General features: G+C 40.7%; 14 protein-coding genes. 3 read left to right on the forward strand and 11 right to left on the reverse strand.

The window, feature by feature from the left end:
• Positions 1–42: 42 nt before the first annotated feature.
• From I8748_RS00515 to I8748_RS00560, 10 genes are all read right to left on the reverse strand, one after another.
• Positions 43–783 carry a M24 family metallopeptidase gene (locus I8748_RS00515; protein WP_198122763.1) on the reverse strand — a complete coding sequence of 247 codons (741 nt, stop codon included), beginning with the start codon at positions 781–783 and terminating at the stop codon, positions 43–45.
• A gap of 307 nt (positions 784–1,090) precedes the next feature.
• Complete coding sequence (locus I8748_RS00520) at positions 1,091–2,014, reverse strand: alpha/beta fold hydrolase (protein WP_198122764.1); 924 nt, start codon at positions 2,012–2,014, stop codon at positions 1,091–1,093.
• Positions 2,015–3,295, reverse strand: a complete 1,281-nt coding sequence (locus tag I8748_RS00525) for an ATP-grasp domain-containing protein (protein ID WP_198122765.1) — start codon at positions 3,293–3,295, stop codon at positions 2,015–2,017.
• Positions 3,285–4,235, reverse strand: a complete 951-nt coding sequence (locus I8748_RS00530; protein ID WP_198122766.1) for an alpha/beta hydrolase — start codon at positions 4,233–4,235, stop codon at positions 3,285–3,287. Before I8748_RS00530 ends, I8748_RS00525 begins: the two co-directional genes overlap by 11 nt.
• Before the next feature lie 211 nt (positions 4,236–4,446).
• On the reverse strand, positions 4,447–5,709 hold the full coding sequence (locus tag I8748_RS00535) for an MFS transporter (RefSeq protein ID WP_198122767.1): 1,263 nt from the start codon (positions 5,707–5,709) through the stop codon (positions 4,447–4,449).
• A complete protein-coding gene (locus I8748_RS00540; protein WP_198122768.1) occupies positions 5,706–6,983 on the reverse strand; it encodes an ATP-grasp domain-containing protein in 1,278 nt (425 codons plus the stop codon). Before I8748_RS00540 ends, I8748_RS00535 begins: the two co-directional genes overlap by 4 nt.
• A gap of 210 nt (positions 6,984–7,193) precedes the next feature.
• On the reverse strand, positions 7,194–7,478 hold the full coding sequence (locus tag I8748_RS00545) for a Rieske 2Fe-2S domain-containing protein (protein WP_198122769.1): 285 nt from the start codon (positions 7,476–7,478) through the stop codon (positions 7,194–7,196).
• Positions 7,466–8,905 (reverse strand): iron-containing redox enzyme family protein, encoded by a 1,440-nt coding sequence (locus tag I8748_RS00550; RefSeq protein WP_198122770.1) that lies wholly within the window; start codon positions 8,903–8,905, stop codon positions 7,466–7,468. The genes I8748_RS00545 and I8748_RS00550 overlap by 13 nt, the downstream gene beginning before the upstream one ends.
• 246 nt (positions 8,906–9,151) lie before the next feature.
• Positions 9,152–10,144 (reverse strand): 50S ribosomal protein L11 methyltransferase, encoded by a 993-nt coding sequence (locus tag I8748_RS00555; protein WP_198122771.1) that lies wholly within the window; start codon positions 10,142–10,144, stop codon positions 9,152–9,154.
• Positions 10,145–10,244: 100 nt separating this feature from the next.
• Positions 10,245–10,454, reverse strand: a complete 210-nt coding sequence (locus tag I8748_RS00560) for a hypothetical protein (RefSeq protein ID WP_198122772.1) — start codon at positions 10,452–10,454, stop codon at positions 10,245–10,247.
• 268 nt (positions 10,455–10,722) lie between these two features.
• Here I8748_RS00560 and I8748_RS00565 point away from each other — a divergent pair, with 268 nt between their 5' ends.
• Positions 10,723–14,322, forward strand: coding sequence for a WD40 domain-containing protein (locus tag I8748_RS00565; RefSeq protein ID WP_198122773.1), 3,600 nt, complete (start codon positions 10,723–10,725; stop codon positions 14,320–14,322).
• A gap of 92 nt (positions 14,323–14,414) precedes the next feature.
• Positions 14,415–16,619 (forward strand): carotenoid oxygenase family protein, encoded by a 2,205-nt coding sequence (locus tag I8748_RS00570; protein WP_198122774.1) that lies wholly within the window; start codon positions 14,415–14,417, stop codon positions 16,617–16,619.
• A 53-nt stretch (positions 16,620–16,672) separates the two neighbouring features.
• Here the strand turns inward: I8748_RS00570 and I8748_RS00575 are convergent, their stop codons facing one another.
• On the reverse strand, positions 16,673–17,353 hold the full coding sequence (locus I8748_RS00575) for a GntR family transcriptional regulator (protein WP_198122775.1): 681 nt from the start codon (positions 17,351–17,353) through the stop codon (positions 16,673–16,675).
• 134 nt (positions 17,354–17,487) lie between these two features.
• Here I8748_RS00575 and I8748_RS00580 point away from each other — a divergent pair, with 134 nt between their 5' ends.
• Positions 17,488–19,089 carry a 2-isopropylmalate synthase gene (locus I8748_RS00580; RefSeq protein WP_214662359.1) on the forward strand — a complete coding sequence of 534 codons (1,602 nt, stop codon included), beginning with the start codon at positions 17,488–17,490 and terminating at the stop codon, positions 19,087–19,089.
• Positions 19,090–19,156: the final 67 nt, after the last annotated feature.

Genomic DNA, 19,156 nt, shown 5'->3' on the forward strand with positions numbered 1-19,156 from the left:
CAGTTCAACTCAACACTACCATCGATTTCTTGCTGTCTCATCTTACAGTAATAAATCCTCGTAGAAAGCTCCAAATAATTTGTGAGGATGAACTAAGTGTGTTTCGAGTATCCAATACCGTTTATTGCCAAACTTATCAGGAGCGCTCATTGGTTTGGTATTTTCCAGACAGATATAGTCAAACTGAGTATTTCCAAGTATTCTTTCATGTGGAAATACTCCTATTAAATGACCTGAATGAAATTGTGAACTCAGTTGCCAGCCATTGCTCCTAGCAAGATGCGATATATATTCATATAAATCTTTGCCAGTCATATCTTGATTTTGTAGATAATAAGCTTTGCCTTCCAGAAATATACGTTCACAATCATTGCATATTTTCACTTTATCAGGGTCAATATTTGGGCCAGGTACAATCATGCTACGTCCCAGGTCAGTCTCTATTCTCAAAACGGGATTTACTTCCATGTTGAGAACAGTACCCAGGTCAAAAAAAACGATATCTCCTGGCTGAATGACATTATTTTTAACCTGGGAACTATAGGGATTAATCGTATCCTCACCTACACGTAATATCTGTCTATGCCAAAATCGTGGTTTATGATCTACAGAATCAAGGACTTGTGCTGCTAACTCGTAAATTACCTTTTGTACTTCTCTAGTTTGACATCCAGCCTGAATTAAATTACGAATTTTAATGTGTTCTATGAGTAAAAGACCACGATTACGAGCCGAGATTAGCTGATGTTCTAAAGTTGAATCAGTACATAACAAATTATTCATAGGTTGAGGATTTATACGGTTTTGCTTTAATGTTCAGGATTTACACAACTGACACACATATTTTCTGCGATGGCAGTAACACTTTATCAAGGTCAATTTTTACGAACCGCAGAGGCGCAGAGGGCACAGAGAAAAAGAAAAAATGTTTAACTGAACTGTATTGTGATATGAGCAATTGCTAAAGGTTCGTTTTTTATAGGCAATTTTGGCACATAATTATTTCAAACGGTCTCTTATATCATGTCCGTCTAAGGTGAAGAATGGTAAATTTTACCATTCTTCCTATTGGGGTAATAACGCCGTTTATTTACACGAGCCGCTGCCAAAAATTTCGTAAGATACGAAACACCTCTTCTGGTTCTTCAACATGAGAAAAAGATCCGCTGCGTTCGAGTATATGAAATTCTGCTTTTGGGGCATAGGTAAGGAATTGATACTGTAGTGCGGGGTACAGTGCGCGATCAAACCGTCCCGCAAGTACTAATATGGGGGCAGTTATACTTTTTAGCCGAGGTCGAAAATCCGGTATTTTAGCAACCTGATTGCCGATGATAAAGTCCACATCCTCACCACAAAATAGCGGGTAGAGATCTAAATTGCGTGCCCCAGGCTCGGTGGCTAGCAGTCGAGCGTTTTCTGGATTGTAGAAGCGTACAAGCTTAGCAGCGCTGGCAAATAGTTCTTGCATCTTCGGATCTGTGGAGGGAAAGCCATCTGCACGTAATGCCTGAATTTTTGCCCAAACTTCAGGGCATTGGTTAGCAATTTCGCGGTTGATGTTAACGTGGTTGAGTTGCCACATTTCTGGACTGTGGAGACTGTTTGCCAATACCAGACTACGTACCAGATGAGGATGGTCAAGGGCGATCGCCTGTGCAAGAAGACCCCCATAGGAAAATCCGTACAAATGAACTGGCCCCAGATTGAGTTCTGATAGAAGTGCAGCTACATCAGCAACATCACTCTCAAATGTAATTTCGTTGAGATTTTCTGGTCTATCAGAGCGGCCGCGTCCATACAGATCTACGTAAACTATTCGGTAATCAGTAGTTAGCGTATCGAAATGGGGATGAAAAATCACGTGAGAACCTGCTGGGCCAAGACCAGACAGTAAAATGACAGGTTCGCCAATTCCGTCTTGCTCTACCCAAAGTCTTCGACCTCGAACATTGTAATACTGCCCAGGTGGGTGTATGAAGTCTATTGTTGCTTGAGGATGGTTCGTAGACATTTACACTTTGATAGTTATTTTTGGGGAATTGAGTTTCAGTTGCTGCTCTAAGCTGCGGATCAGCTTATAATCCTCCATAATTTGGGATTGATCTGCATGAGCCAAGACAACGAAGCCTAGTTTGAGACTAGCGAAAAGATCCTTTGTCGGTTCTAACCAATCGTTATTTTGGATGTTGATCACTGAAAAATGATGACTTTGCAGTTCCTTTACTTGATCGAATATTTCGGCGTTACTCACTATGCCTTCAACTCGACAGATTAAAAACACTACTAAAACGTGAGTGATTAGTTGAAAGCTGTCAGGAATAGAGCCATTGCGGGTAAAGTAGCGAACCGCTCGATCCACTTGACTATCCCCAGTAGCAATGCGACAGAAGCGCGGGTGACCACCTCCATGAGGTCGAGTACCAATCTCGATGAGTCTTGGCCCATGTTCTGTGAGCATCACTTCGAGGTGGGACGTACCATACCGCATACCTACCGCATCAAGTACACCGCGCGCATAATCCACGATTTGGTCATATTCTGGAATCGTCGGAGGAAGCCATTCCATGCGATCATAAATCGCCATATATGGGCCGTTATCAATTTTGTGATATCTACAGATATCACTAATTGAGTGCTTACCTTCATAGCTAATGGTATCAATAACGTATTCCACACCTTGGGTATATTCTTGTATAAGTAGCTTGTCGTTGAGTATCCCTAAACGATTATGTTTGCCTAGCATTTCATTGAAAATCTGGCGCCAACCTTCACCTTTAGGCACTTTAGTTACCCCATCGGTACTAGCGCTCTTGGGTGGTTTGATCACCAGATCACACCCAATCAGGCCTGTTTGATATAACCATTTTTCTACTTCGTCAGCATTATTAGTACACAACTGGGGAATGATTGGTAGCCCAGCTTGTGCCACCGCAGCGGCCATGTCACCCTTATGGCGACGAGCGCTGGCCTTTTCTGGAATATTGGCTAGATCCTCGACCACTTGGGGGGCGATCGCATCTGCAAGTTCCACTCCTGATTCACATCCAGGTAGTACACATCGTGGACGCAATTCTCTGAGTTTGTTCACAACCTCTGAGAGATCCTCAGTTGCAATGAGAATCTGTGAAAAGTCTTGAGGTCGATAGGATGATGCATATACATCTGGAGGAGTAGGGCTAGATAAAACTGCTACAACGGGCACTCCTGCTTGGGTGAATGCTGGCGCAAAGAAAGCACCAGAAGAATATGGATCAACAATTACTACTGGGCCCTGTGGATTACTAGTTGTCATAATTAGCACCCTCCTCAGCAGCAAACAAAGCCGCATGATGGCAGAACCTTTCCCAGGCGTTAGCAACTTGCGGGCTTAAGCCCCGCGCTCTGACAGCAGAATGTACTAAACCTGGCTCAACAACCAACTTAACTGGTGTTCCTTGTTCACACAGGAGTCGGGCGTATTCCTCAGAGTCAACTAAAAGTGAGTCCATTTCGGCTCCCATGATATACGCTGGTGGCAAATCATGAAAAGTTCCACTGATCAGCGCAGAGACGTAAGGATGTTTCGCCTGTTCAGCTTCAGGTACATAGCAAGCTGTGTAGTATTCCATTTCACCGCCGGTTAACAAGGGAGCATCCACACCTCCTTGACGCCAGCGAGTAAAGTCCAGAACCGGGCTGATCAGTGCTTGACCCCGTAACTTAGGGCCACCGCGATCGCGACTCATCATACAGACGGCGACAGCCATGTTCGCCCCAGAACTATCTCCTGCAATGACAATTCGATTGGCATCAATGTTCAATCGTTGGGCATCGTTGACAACACCACACAGTACACCATAACAGTCTTCAAGGGCTGCCGGAAAAGGGTGTTCAGGGGACATGCGAAAATCTGGGGCGATGGTGACTAATCCTGATTTCTCGCATAGTTCTGCAACAACTGTGTTGTGTGTCTCTAACGAGCCGACCACAAATCCACCACCACGAATATAAATTAGCAGTCCTTGACCTTTTCTCTGTTTTGGACGATATACCCTAATAGGGAGTTTTCGACCTTCATATGAAACCGTGTCATCAGTCACCAATACCCCAGACGGCATCTGGTAGGGAAATTCTTTGGTCAGACCAAAGTACATATCCCGTTGCTGATCAATAGGTAAAGTGTAAAAATCAGGTGGCATGACTTTGTTGCAACGGTCTACAAATTCATTTATGCCTTCTGCGTATATCATCATGATTCTCCAAATAAAGTTGATAAAATTTGTGCAGATATGCTGCATCTGAGTATGAGTTGAGATTTTTGACTCAAGCTCAAGGTAGATTTTTGACGCCTAGTACTCTGGCAAAATATCTTTGCAGGCTCGACAGCACAATAAAAATCTTTTTATCCCCTGCTTCCCCTGCTCCCCTGCTTCCCTGCTTCCCCTGCCAGTTAGAGCTATCCTTTTATGTTTTCGACCTGCTTTGAGCCAGAACCGAAGTCCGAGGATTTAACAATTCGTTGAGGATGCCTCTACGCATTAGTAGAGGTAGACAGAAAACAGTTCCAAAACCGCCGACCCATAACACACCGCTCAATCCAAAAAGTTTTATAGTCAAGGCAGCAATCAAATTACCGATTGGAATTACACCCCACATCAAAAATCGCTGTACCGAGTTGATTCTGCCAAGCAAGTGGTCAGGTGTATCAGTTTGTCGTAAAGTCAATGCTGTGGGGCCAAAAACACCCTCTCCAAAACCGTGTAATATGTTGGCGGCAATCAGACCAGGGACTGAACCTAGGGAACCAGCTATTGGTATGAGAATTAAACCTGATACTGAGACAGCAGCGCTCACCACAAGAGTACGGGCAACACCAAAACGGCGAACAGGCTTAGTACAGATGAGGTTACCCAGCGGAAAACCTGCGGCAGCTGCACCGACAACAAAGCCAATGGTGATCGTGTTTAAACCCAGCACATTCAGGCAGTAAAGCACAAGGCTAGACTCGATCATCACGGAAAACATCACATATACCACCCCGCACATAATAACTGGCTCTAGCCGTTGGTGGCGGAATACGAAATGCAAACCCTCACGAATATCACGGTATATCCAACCGCGTTCTTGCTTCTTGACTGGACTGATTCTGGTCGGATGTCTATGCTTAATGGCCAATAGTGACAGCACAGATATGATAAATGTCGCTGCATTCACTGCAATTGCTACAGAAGCTCCCAACCAGGCGATGACTGGCCCAGCAGCCATAGGGCCAAGTGTCTTAGTCATCGACTCAGAGAAAAATAGTCGTGAATTAGATCGCTGCAAGTCCCGTGCTTCGGAAAAAAGTTCTGGAATATAAGAAGTGTAGGCGATTTGAAAAAACACTACAGCTGTGCCGGCAATGCTAACCAGCAACATCAGGATTGGAAAGGTGAGAGTACCGCTGAATGTGAGCGCAGCTACAATTGTAAAGATGACTGCCTGGATACTGTCGCAAACGATCATTGTCAATCGTCGTGGTAGCCGGTCAACGATCGCACCTGCTGGCAATCCAAACAACAAAAACGGTATAAAAAGGGCAAAGGGTAGCAGCACGGCTTGGGAAGCAGAGGCTCCTATTACCTGCACGGCCAGTAATGGTAGGGCAATCACCAGAAATTGGTCTCCCAAGAGGTTCAACGACTGCCCAGCCCACAGCATTCTAAAATCGCGCTTTGCAGTAGTCAATTTAGACCTCCTACTGTGGAGAGTTGTTTGGTTTTTAAGGTAAAGGCTTGGACAGCCGATTCAATAGTTGCTGTACACTCTTGGGCGTTGTCTCCATGCACAATTACGTAAGCATAGCGACAGGAGACATGATCAGCTGGGGGTAGTAATAATTTTTGTCCAGGTGAAACCAGGGAAGCGGCAACATCAACTGACGCTGGAAGCGCAGCATGATTAATGTGGACACTATCTGCGATCGCATCATTTTCAGGATAGAGAAACTGAATAGCAGCAACTCTTTTATGTATTTTCTCAACGTTTGGTTGTTGCCCACAGGCAACTGCGACAGCCACTTGACCAGGGTTAATCCCAGAAGCAATCCAACCAACACAGGGAATCATATCACCACCAAGTCGAGCATTAATTTCTACTATCTTGGGGCCAGTCTGCGTCAAACGTAGCTCGGTATGTGTGATTCCGTTGCGAAATCCCACAGCTTTGTGTGCTTGCTCTAGAACAGAGATAAATGGCGCGTACTCAAGCAATGGGTCGTGAGAATCCACTACATGCCCAATTTCTTCAAAATGAGGGAAAAAGCCAGTCACCTTGCGCGCAACGAACAGGGGATACATGATTCCGTTAACCCATGCAACATCAATGCTGACTTCTGGCCCTTGCATATACTCTTCAACGAGTACACGCTGATCGTAAATAGGTACGCCATCCTCAGTTGCAGTTTTAGCATGTTCAAATGCTGTATTTAGCTGTTCTGCTTTGTTTACCAGGCTGACCCCATAACTTGCACCCAATGCACGCGGCTTGATGATCACAGGATAACCAATAGTTTCTGCGGCTTTGGTTGCTTCATCAATGGATGAGACAAGTATTGAGGTAGCTTGTGGTACTCCTGATGCCGCCAAAAAGGTGCGTGTTAGGTGTTTGTCACGACAGCGACCGACATTTTCAGGGTCTGTGGTTGGAAGACCAAGGGCTTGGGCGAGTTTGGCAGTTTCCACCATGCGTATTTCATCCCAGCAAAGCACCCCGTCAATTTTGATGTCGTCAGCTAAGTTTCGTGCCACCTCAATCATCATTTGGGCATCGAGTGTATTAACCACTGTGTAACCCACAATGTAAGGTATCTGCCAGTTCGGTTCAGAATCGAGAAATAGCCAAACATTTGAATGTTCCGCCACCATTTTTAGCAGATACTCACGATACAGATGGTAGCCACTGGTTACCAACAGAATGGTAGGGAGGTGGGGAGAATTAGTCTTTTTGGATTGTGAAGTCACTATTTTGGTTCCTTATAAGTACTTGGTATTCAATAAGTGTTGTGGCATTTTGACAAACACTTTTCTCATTTGATTGACAGAATAATTAGTAATTCGTAAGTCGTAATTAAAAATTTATTAATTAGGAATTAATAATTACATCATTGAGGGTACAAGCCCTTACCTTGAGGTAAGGGTAAAAATTACGAATTACTAATTATCAATTACGAATTATTTTGACTTTGCTTCAGATAAAACAGCCACTGCAATATCGTTGCGCCAGACTAAAGGTACAGCAGACTTTTGTAGGTGATGAATAGAAACAACCAAGTCATGCCAAGGACAGATGATGGTGTTTTTTTGACAATCAAAGTTGCCTAGATGAAGCGGCCCGCCTCGATGAGGACAATTATCTGTTACTAAGAATGTGCTGTTGTCCAAGGATATGAGGAAGAAACGCCGATCACCATGAATCAAAAAGTTTGATAGATGTGGATCAAATTTTATGACAGACATTTTTGATAGTCTCCGATGGAATAGATGTTGTACACACATTCTTCGGATTCAATGATGGCTCCGTGCAGTCGATTGTGCTGAATAACTGTGCCTTCGCCAGCATTGAGGATTGTATAGCGATCGTCACCAGTAACGAACTTCATCACACCAGACTCGATATAACAAAGCTCATCACCATCATGAACGTGAGTCACTGACAATTCACCGCGAGGCTCAATGAACTGCTGCATTTTTGGATTGATTTTACCTTCTTGAATTTTTGCATAGACTGGCAATGCTAAGGCTTTGTAGTTAAGTCCGTTGTCAGCCCAATGTACCTGGTCAATGAAATCTTGATCGGCAATTTCAGATATCAGTTTGGCTTCCTCAAAACCCCGCACAATATCAGGAATTATTCCTTCTCCATAAGTGGATATTGCTGGTTTAATCAGTTTTTCTAACACCATGCGGCTATGATGATGATCGATATGGACATGTTCGGTAAAATAGCGATTATTAATGGTTGAGCCAAATATTTTCCTCATTGTTTTGGCAGTAAGTTCGCAGAATTTAATGAAGGTTGTTTCTGCGTAAAAAATAGCTCCTAAATAGCGGAAGAAATGAGAGTGATCATTGCAGATGTAATTGAAGTAATTATTTAACATCAGTGAAGATGTTAAATAAAATTGCCAATAGGTGTGTGGTGTCGATTCTAAGCCAACGCTTTCAAGTGTTTCTTCAAATAACTTGCTGTGTTTTGTCTGATGAACACCGTAGCCGTATTCGTCAATCACAACCTTAAATAGCTCTGATTGCAGAGAGCCATAGTTACCCAAAATATTCCTAGACATTGCGGAAGATTCAACTAGGAAATCACCAGCTAATTGGATCAAAAAGGTTTTGGCAGCGTGGACTGGATCTTTAGAACCTTCAATGGTTTCCATTACTTGACTATTTTCTGTGTTTTTGACTGTTTCGATATATTCCTGGAAATACTCCTCAACAGCAGCAGTATTCCAATTACCAGTCACAGATATTTCAGTATCAAGGAATGAAAAAATGTAGCGTTCTAACCAAGGTCGGATAATATTCCCTAGAGTTAGAAGTTTTGGGTCATAGAATTTTTCAAAATCTTGGCGTTTAAGAGCAAAATCATGTTTTGGCATGAATACAAAATTGCTTTCATACACAGTCAACAATGTTCGATTAGCAGTCAAACTATTGTAAGTCAGCAAATTATTGCGAGTTAGAGGTTTTGAAAAGTCTAAATGATGGAAAATGTGTGGTCGCAAAGTGCGACGATAAGGATTGTCTTCAAGCAACCATTCCTCCGTATCCTTAAATAAGTCGCATTTGCCATATTCAACTAAACATGACTTGAAAAAATCATAGCCAGTAATGTTTAGAGTAGTAGAGGTTTCTTGTGACAATCGAGTTTTTGTTTGCATGATATTCTTACCTGTTTAACCTAAATAGAAATTTCTTGATTTGTAGAAAACTACTCAGAGGATATTTCGACAATCGAAGTCAGTCAAAAATGATGTAAGTTCTCAGATTATGAAATGAATCATCGATATATAGATAAAAGCCTCTGAGGTTGTGCGATCGCAAAAGTTTGGTCTCTGAAATTTCAGCTTCAGCCTTGTGAACTTTGTTACAACAGCATCCCTCTTTTAAAACATCCTCTCATTTCCTCATGCTTTGGTAATCTGAAAATCGATATTGGTATCGCTTTGCTGTACCATCAATTTCAATAGATCGCCTTGTTTAACAAACATCGGTTTTTCAAAGCATTGCACTGCTTGCATCCAGTGTGATTTTTCGTTATCTACTGCATTGCTCAAAACAACTCCGTTACCTAAATCCAAATCAAACCAAAAAACAACACCATGAAGAGTCCCGTTGTGTTCGACTTTTACAGATATTTCTTTCTGACGTGGTTTTAATGGATCGACTCGAAAATCGAATTCAAATGCTGTAGTGGGTTTACTTAACAAGCGATGTGGCCAAATCCATAGCCGAACTGGAAAATAGCCGGCTGTAGAGAAAGTATTGAAGGATGAAACGTCAAAGTTAGCTGCATTAGATGCAAAATTTAGATTATGTACTAAATCACTCTCTAACAGGCTAAATTTAACTACTGCTTTAGCTGGGATAATTGCTGCATCTGGAGTCAACAATGCTTGTCGAGCATGACGAATGATTGGTAATATACCTTCACCTACAAGCCCACAATCAACGGTTTCTGTAATTAAAACATCGGCTCGTTTAGCTAAATCTAAACCAACAATCAGATCATCTGACTTTTTCGGGACAATTTTAATCTGGTCTTGAAATCCGTTGATAGCAATGATTTTCTTCGCCATTTGTGCGATTGGTTGGATCATCTCACAGGATGTCACAAAACTAGCTCCTTGACGAGCAGCCATCATCGCCAGCAATCCCGAACCCGCTCCTACATCTAGCACTGTGCTATTTGGATGTATGACGTGTTTAATAGCAGTTTCAAATGCTTTATTACGTTCGACATCATTGAGCATAGCAAAGTGCCAGCGTGGGATAAGTGATTCCCAACTTACGGGGTGAAGTACACCTACAGATTCTGTGCGCGTAGAATTTGGATTTACAAAAAATTCTAAGTTATCTCCATTAGCAAGATTCTGATTTTCAACTCTAGATGTTGGCATTTTCTCATGAACTCCGAAAAATTAATTGGCTGATAAATTGTGACAGTTCAACATATATAGTCTTTGCAATTATGGCAAAATAACTATATTTTTCCTGTAACTAAATCTCAGTATCTGTGTACTCTTGTTCTAATTGAGAATATCGCTCATTGACTTGTTGGTTGGGAAAACGTGTACTTACAGAAAAAATGTCGTTAAATCTATAATTTGGCGATTCTAGCAAAGTATTAATTACTTCATTGTTTCCAGAATATTCTCTATCTGAAAAAAGTTGATTTTCAACTGGATTAGTTTGATTGGCATCAGTCATTTTTACTTACCTGAGTGCTAATAGATATAACTGGATAAGCAAATTAATGCTTTGAGGTTTTATAGCAAAAAAATGAGTCTTACAACTCGATTACATTCCAAATATAGAATCTCTGAGTTTCAACAACAATACAGATAAGTTCAGTAATTCGTAACAAAAAAATTAGGTTAAAAAGCGAAAAGCTGAAAAAAATTCAGGAAAATTCAGGAAAGTTCAGTTACAAACTTGTATAATCTGACGTAAACTCAGCCAAAGGAAAGTCATTACTATGAACCTTGAGGAATTGCTGAGATTTGTTGATCAAGTGGTTTTTGCAAAAACGCAAAAGCACTTAAAAGATGTGCAAATATTGATTCTCCAAGGTGCTTTGCAAGGTCAAAACTACGAAAAAATCGCCGAAGCACACGGTTATTCCAATAGATATCTCAAGCAAGATGTCGGCCCAAGTTTGTGGAAACTACTCTCGCAAGTGTTTGAAGAAAAGGTCACTAAAACCAATTTTCAGGCAGCGACAGAACGTCAATTGTATTTATTGGAACCTAGCATAGCCGAAACAGTACGGAGTAATTTTCCAGAGCCACAAGCACCTGCAATACAAGAGTTACAAACTCCTGTTAAATATCAAGATTGGGGAGATGTGGTTGATGTATCAACTTTTTATGGTCGGAATGATGAACTGACAAACCTGCATCAATGCATTCTCAGTGGCAATTGTCGTCTGTTAGCATTCCTTGGTATGGGGGGAGTTGGTAAAACTACTTTATCAATCAAGCTGGCACAACAAATACAAGATGATTTTACATATGTAATTTGGCGATCGCTACAAAATGCACCTCCAGTTGAAGAAATTTTGATACAAGTAGTTGAGTTTTTATCTCAGAAACAGGAAATAACTTTGCCTGATTCCCTGGAAGATAAGGTTTCACGTCTTTTACATTATTTACGTGCATCTCGGTGTTTAATAATACTCGATAATCTGGAATCTATTTTGGAAGGTGGTACTAGTGCTGGACAATACAAGGAGCGTTATAAAGGTTACGGTTATTTACTAAAACAAATTGGAGAAGTTAACCATCAAAGTTGTTTGATACTAACAAGTCGTGAGAAACCGAAGGAGATAGCGCTACTAGAAGGGCCAAATCTTAAGGTGCGATCGCTGCTCTTGTCTGGACTAACACCAGTTGAAGGGCGTAAAATTTTGAATGCCAAGGGCTGTTTTGCAGCCAACGATAATGAGTTACAAGAAATATGCACGCATTACGCAGGTAATCCATTAGCCTTAAAAATAGCAGCTGCGGCAGTAAAAGAAGTATGCGCGGGTGACATAGGGCAATTAATCCCCTTACTACGACAAGGAAAGTTGCAGTTTGAGGATATCCAAGACTTGTTGGAGCAACAATTTAACCGTCTGTCGCCATTGGAACAGCAACTGATGTATTGGTTGGCAGTAAATCGAGAACCTGTTTCTTTACCCCAGTTAGCAGCAGATTTTGTTTTTGAAACAGTAACGGGAGAGTTGGTAAAGGGGGTACAGTCACTTGCTCGTCGTGCATTGATTGAACAAAAAGAAAAGCAACTGGTGTTGCAACCTGTAGTTTTGGAGTATGTGACACAGAGAATAATCGTTGGGGTCTGTGATGATATTACAAATAGTCAACAGAAATTCCTCAATGATTACGCCCTGATTAAAGCCGAAAGTAAAGACTATATCAGAGAAGCACAAATTCGCTTTATACTTCAACCAATAGTTGATAAATTAGCATCAGAATTGGGTAGCTATATTGATATTAAAAATAAATTAATATCTATTCTCACCCAAATCAAACAAGAATTACCATTTAGACAAGGTTATATAGCTGGGAATCTTCTTCACCTATTTATTCATTTAAAAATCGACCTATCTGGTTATGATTTCTCAGATTTAACAATTCGGCAGGCTTATCTTCAAGGGATAGAATTACATGATGTAAATTTTTCAAACTGTAATTTTCAAAAAACTCTATTTACTAAAGTTTTTGGTGCAGTTATATCTGTCAGGTTTAGTCCCGATGGACAAGTGTTAGCAACTAGTAATACAAACTGCTCAACTAAATTATGGCAAGTTGATACAGGACAAAATATTTTAAATTTAAATCGCCATGATAGTTGGATATATAATATAGATTTTAGCCCAAATAATCAGATTATATTAAGTGCCAGTGAAGATAAAACAATAAAACTTTGGGACTTAAAAAATGGTAATTGCATTCGTACGATTGATGCCCATAAAAATATATTACGTACAGCAACTTTTCATCCTAGCGGTAATTTAATAGCAAGTTGCGGAGATGACGGACTAATAAAATTTTGGAATGTTGACAATGGTGAATGCTTGCAAGTTTTAGAAGGACATGAAGGTTGGGTTATTAGTGTTAGTTTTAGTCCAGATGGTAAGCTGCTCGCAAGTAGTAGTAATGACAAAAGTATCAGAATTTGGGAGGTAGAAACTGGTAGATGTATCCGAGTTCTTAAGGGTCATCAAGACTGGGTTATGAGTGTCAGTTTTAGTCCAGATGGTCAAATGATTGCTAGTAGTAGTTTTGACAGCAGTATCAGGCTTTGGAAAGTTAGTAATGGTGATTGCATACATATTTTACAAGGTCATACATTTTGGGTTTGGACAGCAGCATTTAGTCCTGATGGCAAGCAAATTGCCAGTGCAGGTTCTGATAAAACTATAAAAGTTTGGGACATTACCGACGGCAGATGTTTAAAAACAATTACAGGGCATACAAATCAAATTTGGTCGCTCACTTACCATCCTGATGGGCAACAGATAGCAACTGGCAGTGATGACCAAACAGTGAGAATATGGGACATTACTGACGGCAAATGCCTCAAAATCATCCAAGGTTACACTAACTGGGTTAAATCGGCAAAATTTACGCCCAACGGCAAACAATTAGTCAGCGCTCATCAAGACCATACCGTAAGAGTTTGGGACATTTTCAGCCACCAAAATCTTCATACACTAAAAGGACATGAAAGCCCTGTCTTATCGGTAGCTTTACATCCTGATGGTCAGTTGATTGCTAGCGGCAGCGAAGATGGAACAATCAAAATATGGGATATAAATAACAGTAATTGCTTGTATACTCTTAGCGAACATGCTGGTGATGTATGGGGTATTACTTTTAGTCCCAATGGCCAATTGTTGGTAAGTGGAAGTTATGACAAAACTATCAAAATTTGGCAATTAAATGAGCAAGTATGCATTCATACTTTAAAAGGATATGACGACCGAATAGGAGCAGCAACTTTTAACCCTGAAGGTTCCTTGCTTGCTACTGCCGGAGAGAGTACAGTTGACATTTGGGATGTAGCTTCTGGCATCTGCCTATATAGTTTGGAAGAGGAAGGGCACAAAGGTCGAGTTAAGTCGGTAGCTTTTAGTCCAGATGGTCAACTATTAGTAAGCGTAAGTACTGATAAAACAATTAAAATCTGGGATTTACGCAAGCGTCAGTGTATTCGCAATTTAACAGGGCATGATGCTAGTGTGCTATCTGTAGCTTTTAGCCCTGATGGACAAAAAATTGTAACTAGTGCCTGCGAACGAACTATCCGCATCTGGAATGTTCATGATGGTAAATGTATTCAAGAGTTGGCTGGGCATCAAAATTGGGTTTGGTCAGTAATATTTAGCCCAGATGGTCAACTAGTAGCAAGTGCTAGCCAAGATGAAAGTATTATTCTTTGGGATGTGAACACGGGTGAAAATTTTGCCGTATTGCGAACTAAAAGACCTTATGAAGGAATGCAAATTTCAGGAGCAACAGGACTCACTGTTGCAGAAAAATCCGATCTAATGACTTTAGGAGCAATATAAAAAATAAATCCAAAAACTTTGGATTTATTTTTCTTTAAAAAAGCTCAAACCACTAATTTTTTACAAATTTTAAAATCAAGGATAATTTTAAAATGTATCAAATTCCTAATTCGGTAGTGAAAGCTAGCCGTGATGAAATCGACGAAATCGAATTATCAATATTTCAACAAGTTCCTAAAAGTAATGAATTATCTCTTGTAGACAATTTACCTGATGATTTATCAGGTTATGTTTTTATTGCTGCTCCTTTACCCTATAGTGACGATACTGAGGATGGTGACGAGAGTTTCGTTCTCAATGGTGATGGTATGATTTATCGCCTAGATTTTACGGGATGTCAAGCAAAGTTAAAGACAAAAATTTCTAAAACTCCTTGTTATTATGCTGACTTAGCTATCCAAAAGCAACCAAACAAGTATCCTAGCAACTTTAAGTTTCGCAATGGTGGGCCTAGCCGCCGCAGCCAAGTTCTCGGTTCGCGTAATCAGCTAAATACTGCTTTTTTGAAAACGAATAATCAACTTTTTGTCACTTTCGATGCAGCTCGCCCTTATGAAATTGACCCCGACACTTTAGAAATATTGGAGCCTGTAGGAAATACCAACAAATGGAAAGAAATATTCCCATTATCAGATATTTTTGGTGCTTATTCTAATCCTGCTCATCCAGTTAGCGATGTGATGGAATTAAAATCTCAAAAAGCTGAAAATTATCAAGAAGAATTATTTACTATCAACTACTCAACAGGCTATAAAGATAGGCTAAGAAAGCCAATACAAAAAATTTTACAATGGATTAAACACCAATTCAATTATCGTAATCCTATTACCAAAATTATCGACTCTATCCGCTATGGTTATGCAACTTTGATTCGCTATAATTTGGTAACAAAAGATTTCTCCTCATGGGAGATGATACTCCCCGATGGACAAACAGTTAGCCCAGATCAAAGTATCCATCAAATGGCTATAACCGAAGATTATATAATTTTTATGGACATAGCCTTCAAAATAGAATTTGCTCAAATATTCTCTCCTTTTTTACGAGATCGGCTAGCCTGGATTGATAAGTTAAATAACCCTATAGTTTCTATTATAAACACTTTCCGTTCATCTCTTTTTGATAAAAAACATCATAAAGGTGCAGGGACAAATATCCTAAAATTTGGTACGTGGATTTATAGCATATTATTAAGTTTAATTCCTCCAGAACCTTATACTAATTTGTATATTGTACGTCGTCAATCATTATCTAATAAACAAGAAAATAATTTAAATTCTGCAACAATTCAGCAAAAATCAAAGAAAAAAATAAAAGTTAAAAAGGTTACTATACCTCGTGAAGTCTCACATTTCACTGTCGATTACAAAAACCCTGAAAACAAAATTATTCTACATGTAGGACACAATAATGGCTCAGATGTAACTGAGTGGGTAGGTAAATATGATTTCTCAGCTCGCAAAAATAAATTGCGGCAAGAATTAACAGGCATGATTGTAGGAACAATGGATTTAGGTTGCCTGGGACGTTACATTATTGATGCTGAAGCTGGGGTAATCAGCAATGCCAAAGTTATCAGCGACCCCAGATTTACCTGGTCTCTATCTGTTTATACACGCCGTGAATTGTGTAATGAATCCATAAATGAAACGGCAGATATAGTTAAAAATATTTACTGGATGTCGTGGGGTTTTTCTTGGGAAACCATCCCTGAACGTATTTATAGAGCTTATAAAGATAGTAGGTTTCGCCACATTCATTATACTCAGTTACCTAAAGACTATAAGCCCACGCAATTATTGAGGTTAGATGCAGAAAAGATGGAAATTGTGGATTGTTTTAAATTTCCATATGGACATTTTGCTTGCACACCACAGTTCATTCCTAGTTCTTCACCTTGCCCTGAAGATAAAGATCCTTCAATTCATGGTTATATAGTTTGTGTGGTTCTTGCTGATAATCCAGAAAATCCAAATCAACCTCAAGATGAATTTTGGATTTTACATGCGGATGACTTCAATAACAATCCAGTTTATAGGTTGCGTGCGCCCTCTGATAACTCTAGCCTCAATATTGGATTAACTATTCACTCAACTTGGTTGCAAGAAATTAATAAAGAAAAGTATACAGAAGATGAACGTCGTAAAAAACGCGAAATCTCTGTATATGAAGATTACAGAGAATTAATTAAAGACTCTAATTTGCAAATCAAAGAATTATTTGAGGAAATTATCTATCCACACTTTATCCAGCAAACTCCCGAAGCAGTTATGAGCAAGATTTTTGCCAAACAATAGATATAATTGATGCAATTTGTGCTGTAACTCTTAATAATTTAATTTCAGACATTTTACCGCTTTTGCGCTTTTTGCAGCAAATAAGTAACTAGCTGTTCTCCGGCTGTGTCAATATGTCGTTTTAGTAGCCGCACAGCCGCTTTTGTATCCTGCTGACGACAAGCATTTAGGAGTTGATAATGTTCCTTTTGAGAGCGTTCTTGATAATCCATTTGTGCCATTTGTAACCGGACATAGCGGTCTATGTTGACGTGCAGGTTTTTAATCATTGTCAGCAGTCGCGGACGTTCTGCACTTGCGTAGAGTGTGGCATGAAATTCCCAATTCAGTTTCGCCAATACTCCCGCATCGCTTGTTTGGTCGCTTGCTTCTAGAACCACAGCAGCTTTTTCTAAGTCAGATGTATTTAACTTGGGTATTGCCAGCTGCATTGCTTTCACTTCCAAAGCACTGCGAATCTCACAAATTTCCTGCGCCTCGGCTGCTGTCAACACCGACACCATGGCCCCACGGTTGAGATGCAGTGTAACCAAACCTTCCGCCTCTAAATGTTTGAGGGCTTCACGCACGGGAATGCGACTGACTCCAAACTGAGTAGCAATTTCATCTTGCCTTAAAGATTGCCCTTCCTCAAAAATACCCCGTAGAATCGCTTCTCGCAAAGCGTCGGCAATTAAGTCTGGGGTACTGCGTTGTTGTTGCAGCACATTGGCTGCTAGTTCATTTAAGTTCATAATTTATATTGTATACAATATCCAAAAAAATGTATACAATATCCAAAGTAAGGGACTGGTGATTGGGGACTGGGGACTAGGGAAAAATTTTCCCAATACCCAATTCCCAATCCCCAATACTATCGGAGACAGTTATGAGCATTAGATCACAAGCAGACCGAGTTATTATCTTCGACACAACGCTGCGGGATGGCGAACAGTCACCAGGCGCAACTCTAAATGTAGAAGAAAAGCTAGCGATCGCTCATCAACTGGCTCTATTAGGGGTTGATGTGATTGAAGCCGGATTTGCCGTCGCTAGTCCTGGAGATTTTCAAGCTGTTAAAAGTATTGCTGAACAAGTAGGGATAGCGGATGGCCCGATTATTTGCAGTTTAGCTAGAGCCGTTCGCCAAGATATTCAAACAGCCGCCGAAGCATTGAAAGGTGCTGCTCGTCCGAGAATTCATACAATGATATCTACCTCTGATATTCACCTCAAATATCAGTTGAAAAAGTCTCGTAGCGAAGTGCTGGCGATCGCACAAGAAATGGTTGCCTATGCCAAATACTTTGTAGACGATGTAGAATTTTCACCAATGGATGCTAGCCGTACTGAGCCTGAGTTTCTTTATCAGGTGTTAGAGAGAGCGATCGCAGCAGGTGCAACTACAATCAACATTCCTGATACCGTTGGCTACTGCACACCTAAAGAAATCGGTAATTTAATCCAAGGCATTCGAGAAAACGTTGCCAATATCGACCAAGTGATTCTTTCAATTCATACCCAAAACGATTTGGGTTTAGCCACAGCTAACGCCTTAGCGGCAATTGAAAATGGTGTGCGTCAAGTAGAGTGTACTATCAATGGCATTGGCGAACGAGCCGGGAATGCAGCATTAGAAGAAATTGTCATGGCGCTGCAAGTCCGCAAACCCTTTTTTAACCCTTACTTTGGTCGTGCAGTCGATTCTGATGTACCCTTGTGCAACATCAAAACTCAGGAGATTTACAAAACCTCTTGTTTGGTTTCCCAATTAACAGGAATGCTGATACAGCCGAATAAAGCAATTGTCGGCGCTAACGCTTTCGCCCATGAGTCTGGTATCCATCAAGATGGTATCATCAAGCACCGCCAAACCTACGAAATTATGGAAGCCTCCGCCATCGGTTTGCCAGAAAATCGGATTGTGTTGGGTAAACACTCTGGCAGAAACGCCTTCCGTACTAGACTAAAAGAATTGGGTTTTGAACTGAGTGAGGCTGATTTGAACAAAGCCTTCAATCGCTTCAAAGAAGTTGCAGACAAGAAAAAAGAAATGTCAGACTGGGATTTAGAAGCGATCGTTCGAGATGAGACACAACTTTATATAGACAGTGGCTTTCAACTCGAACATGTGCAAGTAATCTGCGGTGATTGCACTTGTCCAACTGCAACAATCACAATTGTCACCCCCGAAGGCAAAATTCTGACGGATGCGAGTGTAGGTACTGGCCCAGTGGATGCAGTGTATCAGGCAATCAATCGACTGGTGCAGATTCCCAATCAACTAACTGAGTTTTCCGTCCAATCTGTCACCGCAGGAATTGATGCATTGGGAACCGTCACAGTTCGTATAGGGCATGAAGAACGCATCTTCTCTGGTCAGGCATCGGATACTGATATTGTGGTAGCAGCAGCTTATGCCTATATCAATGCCTTGAATCGTCTTTACCGTTACTTGCAAACCCAAAGTCAGACAATGGTTTCTGTATGAATAGCTAAGTGACTGATGGCTGTCCTTCTTTTTTAGCAGGACTGACGCACGGATTACGATTTTACGT

Source organism: Amazonocrinis nigriterrae CENA67 (assembly GCF_016056305.1).
Lineage (GTDB): Bacteria > Cyanobacteriota > Cyanobacteriia > Cyanobacteriales > Nostocaceae > Amazonocrinis > Amazonocrinis nigriterrae.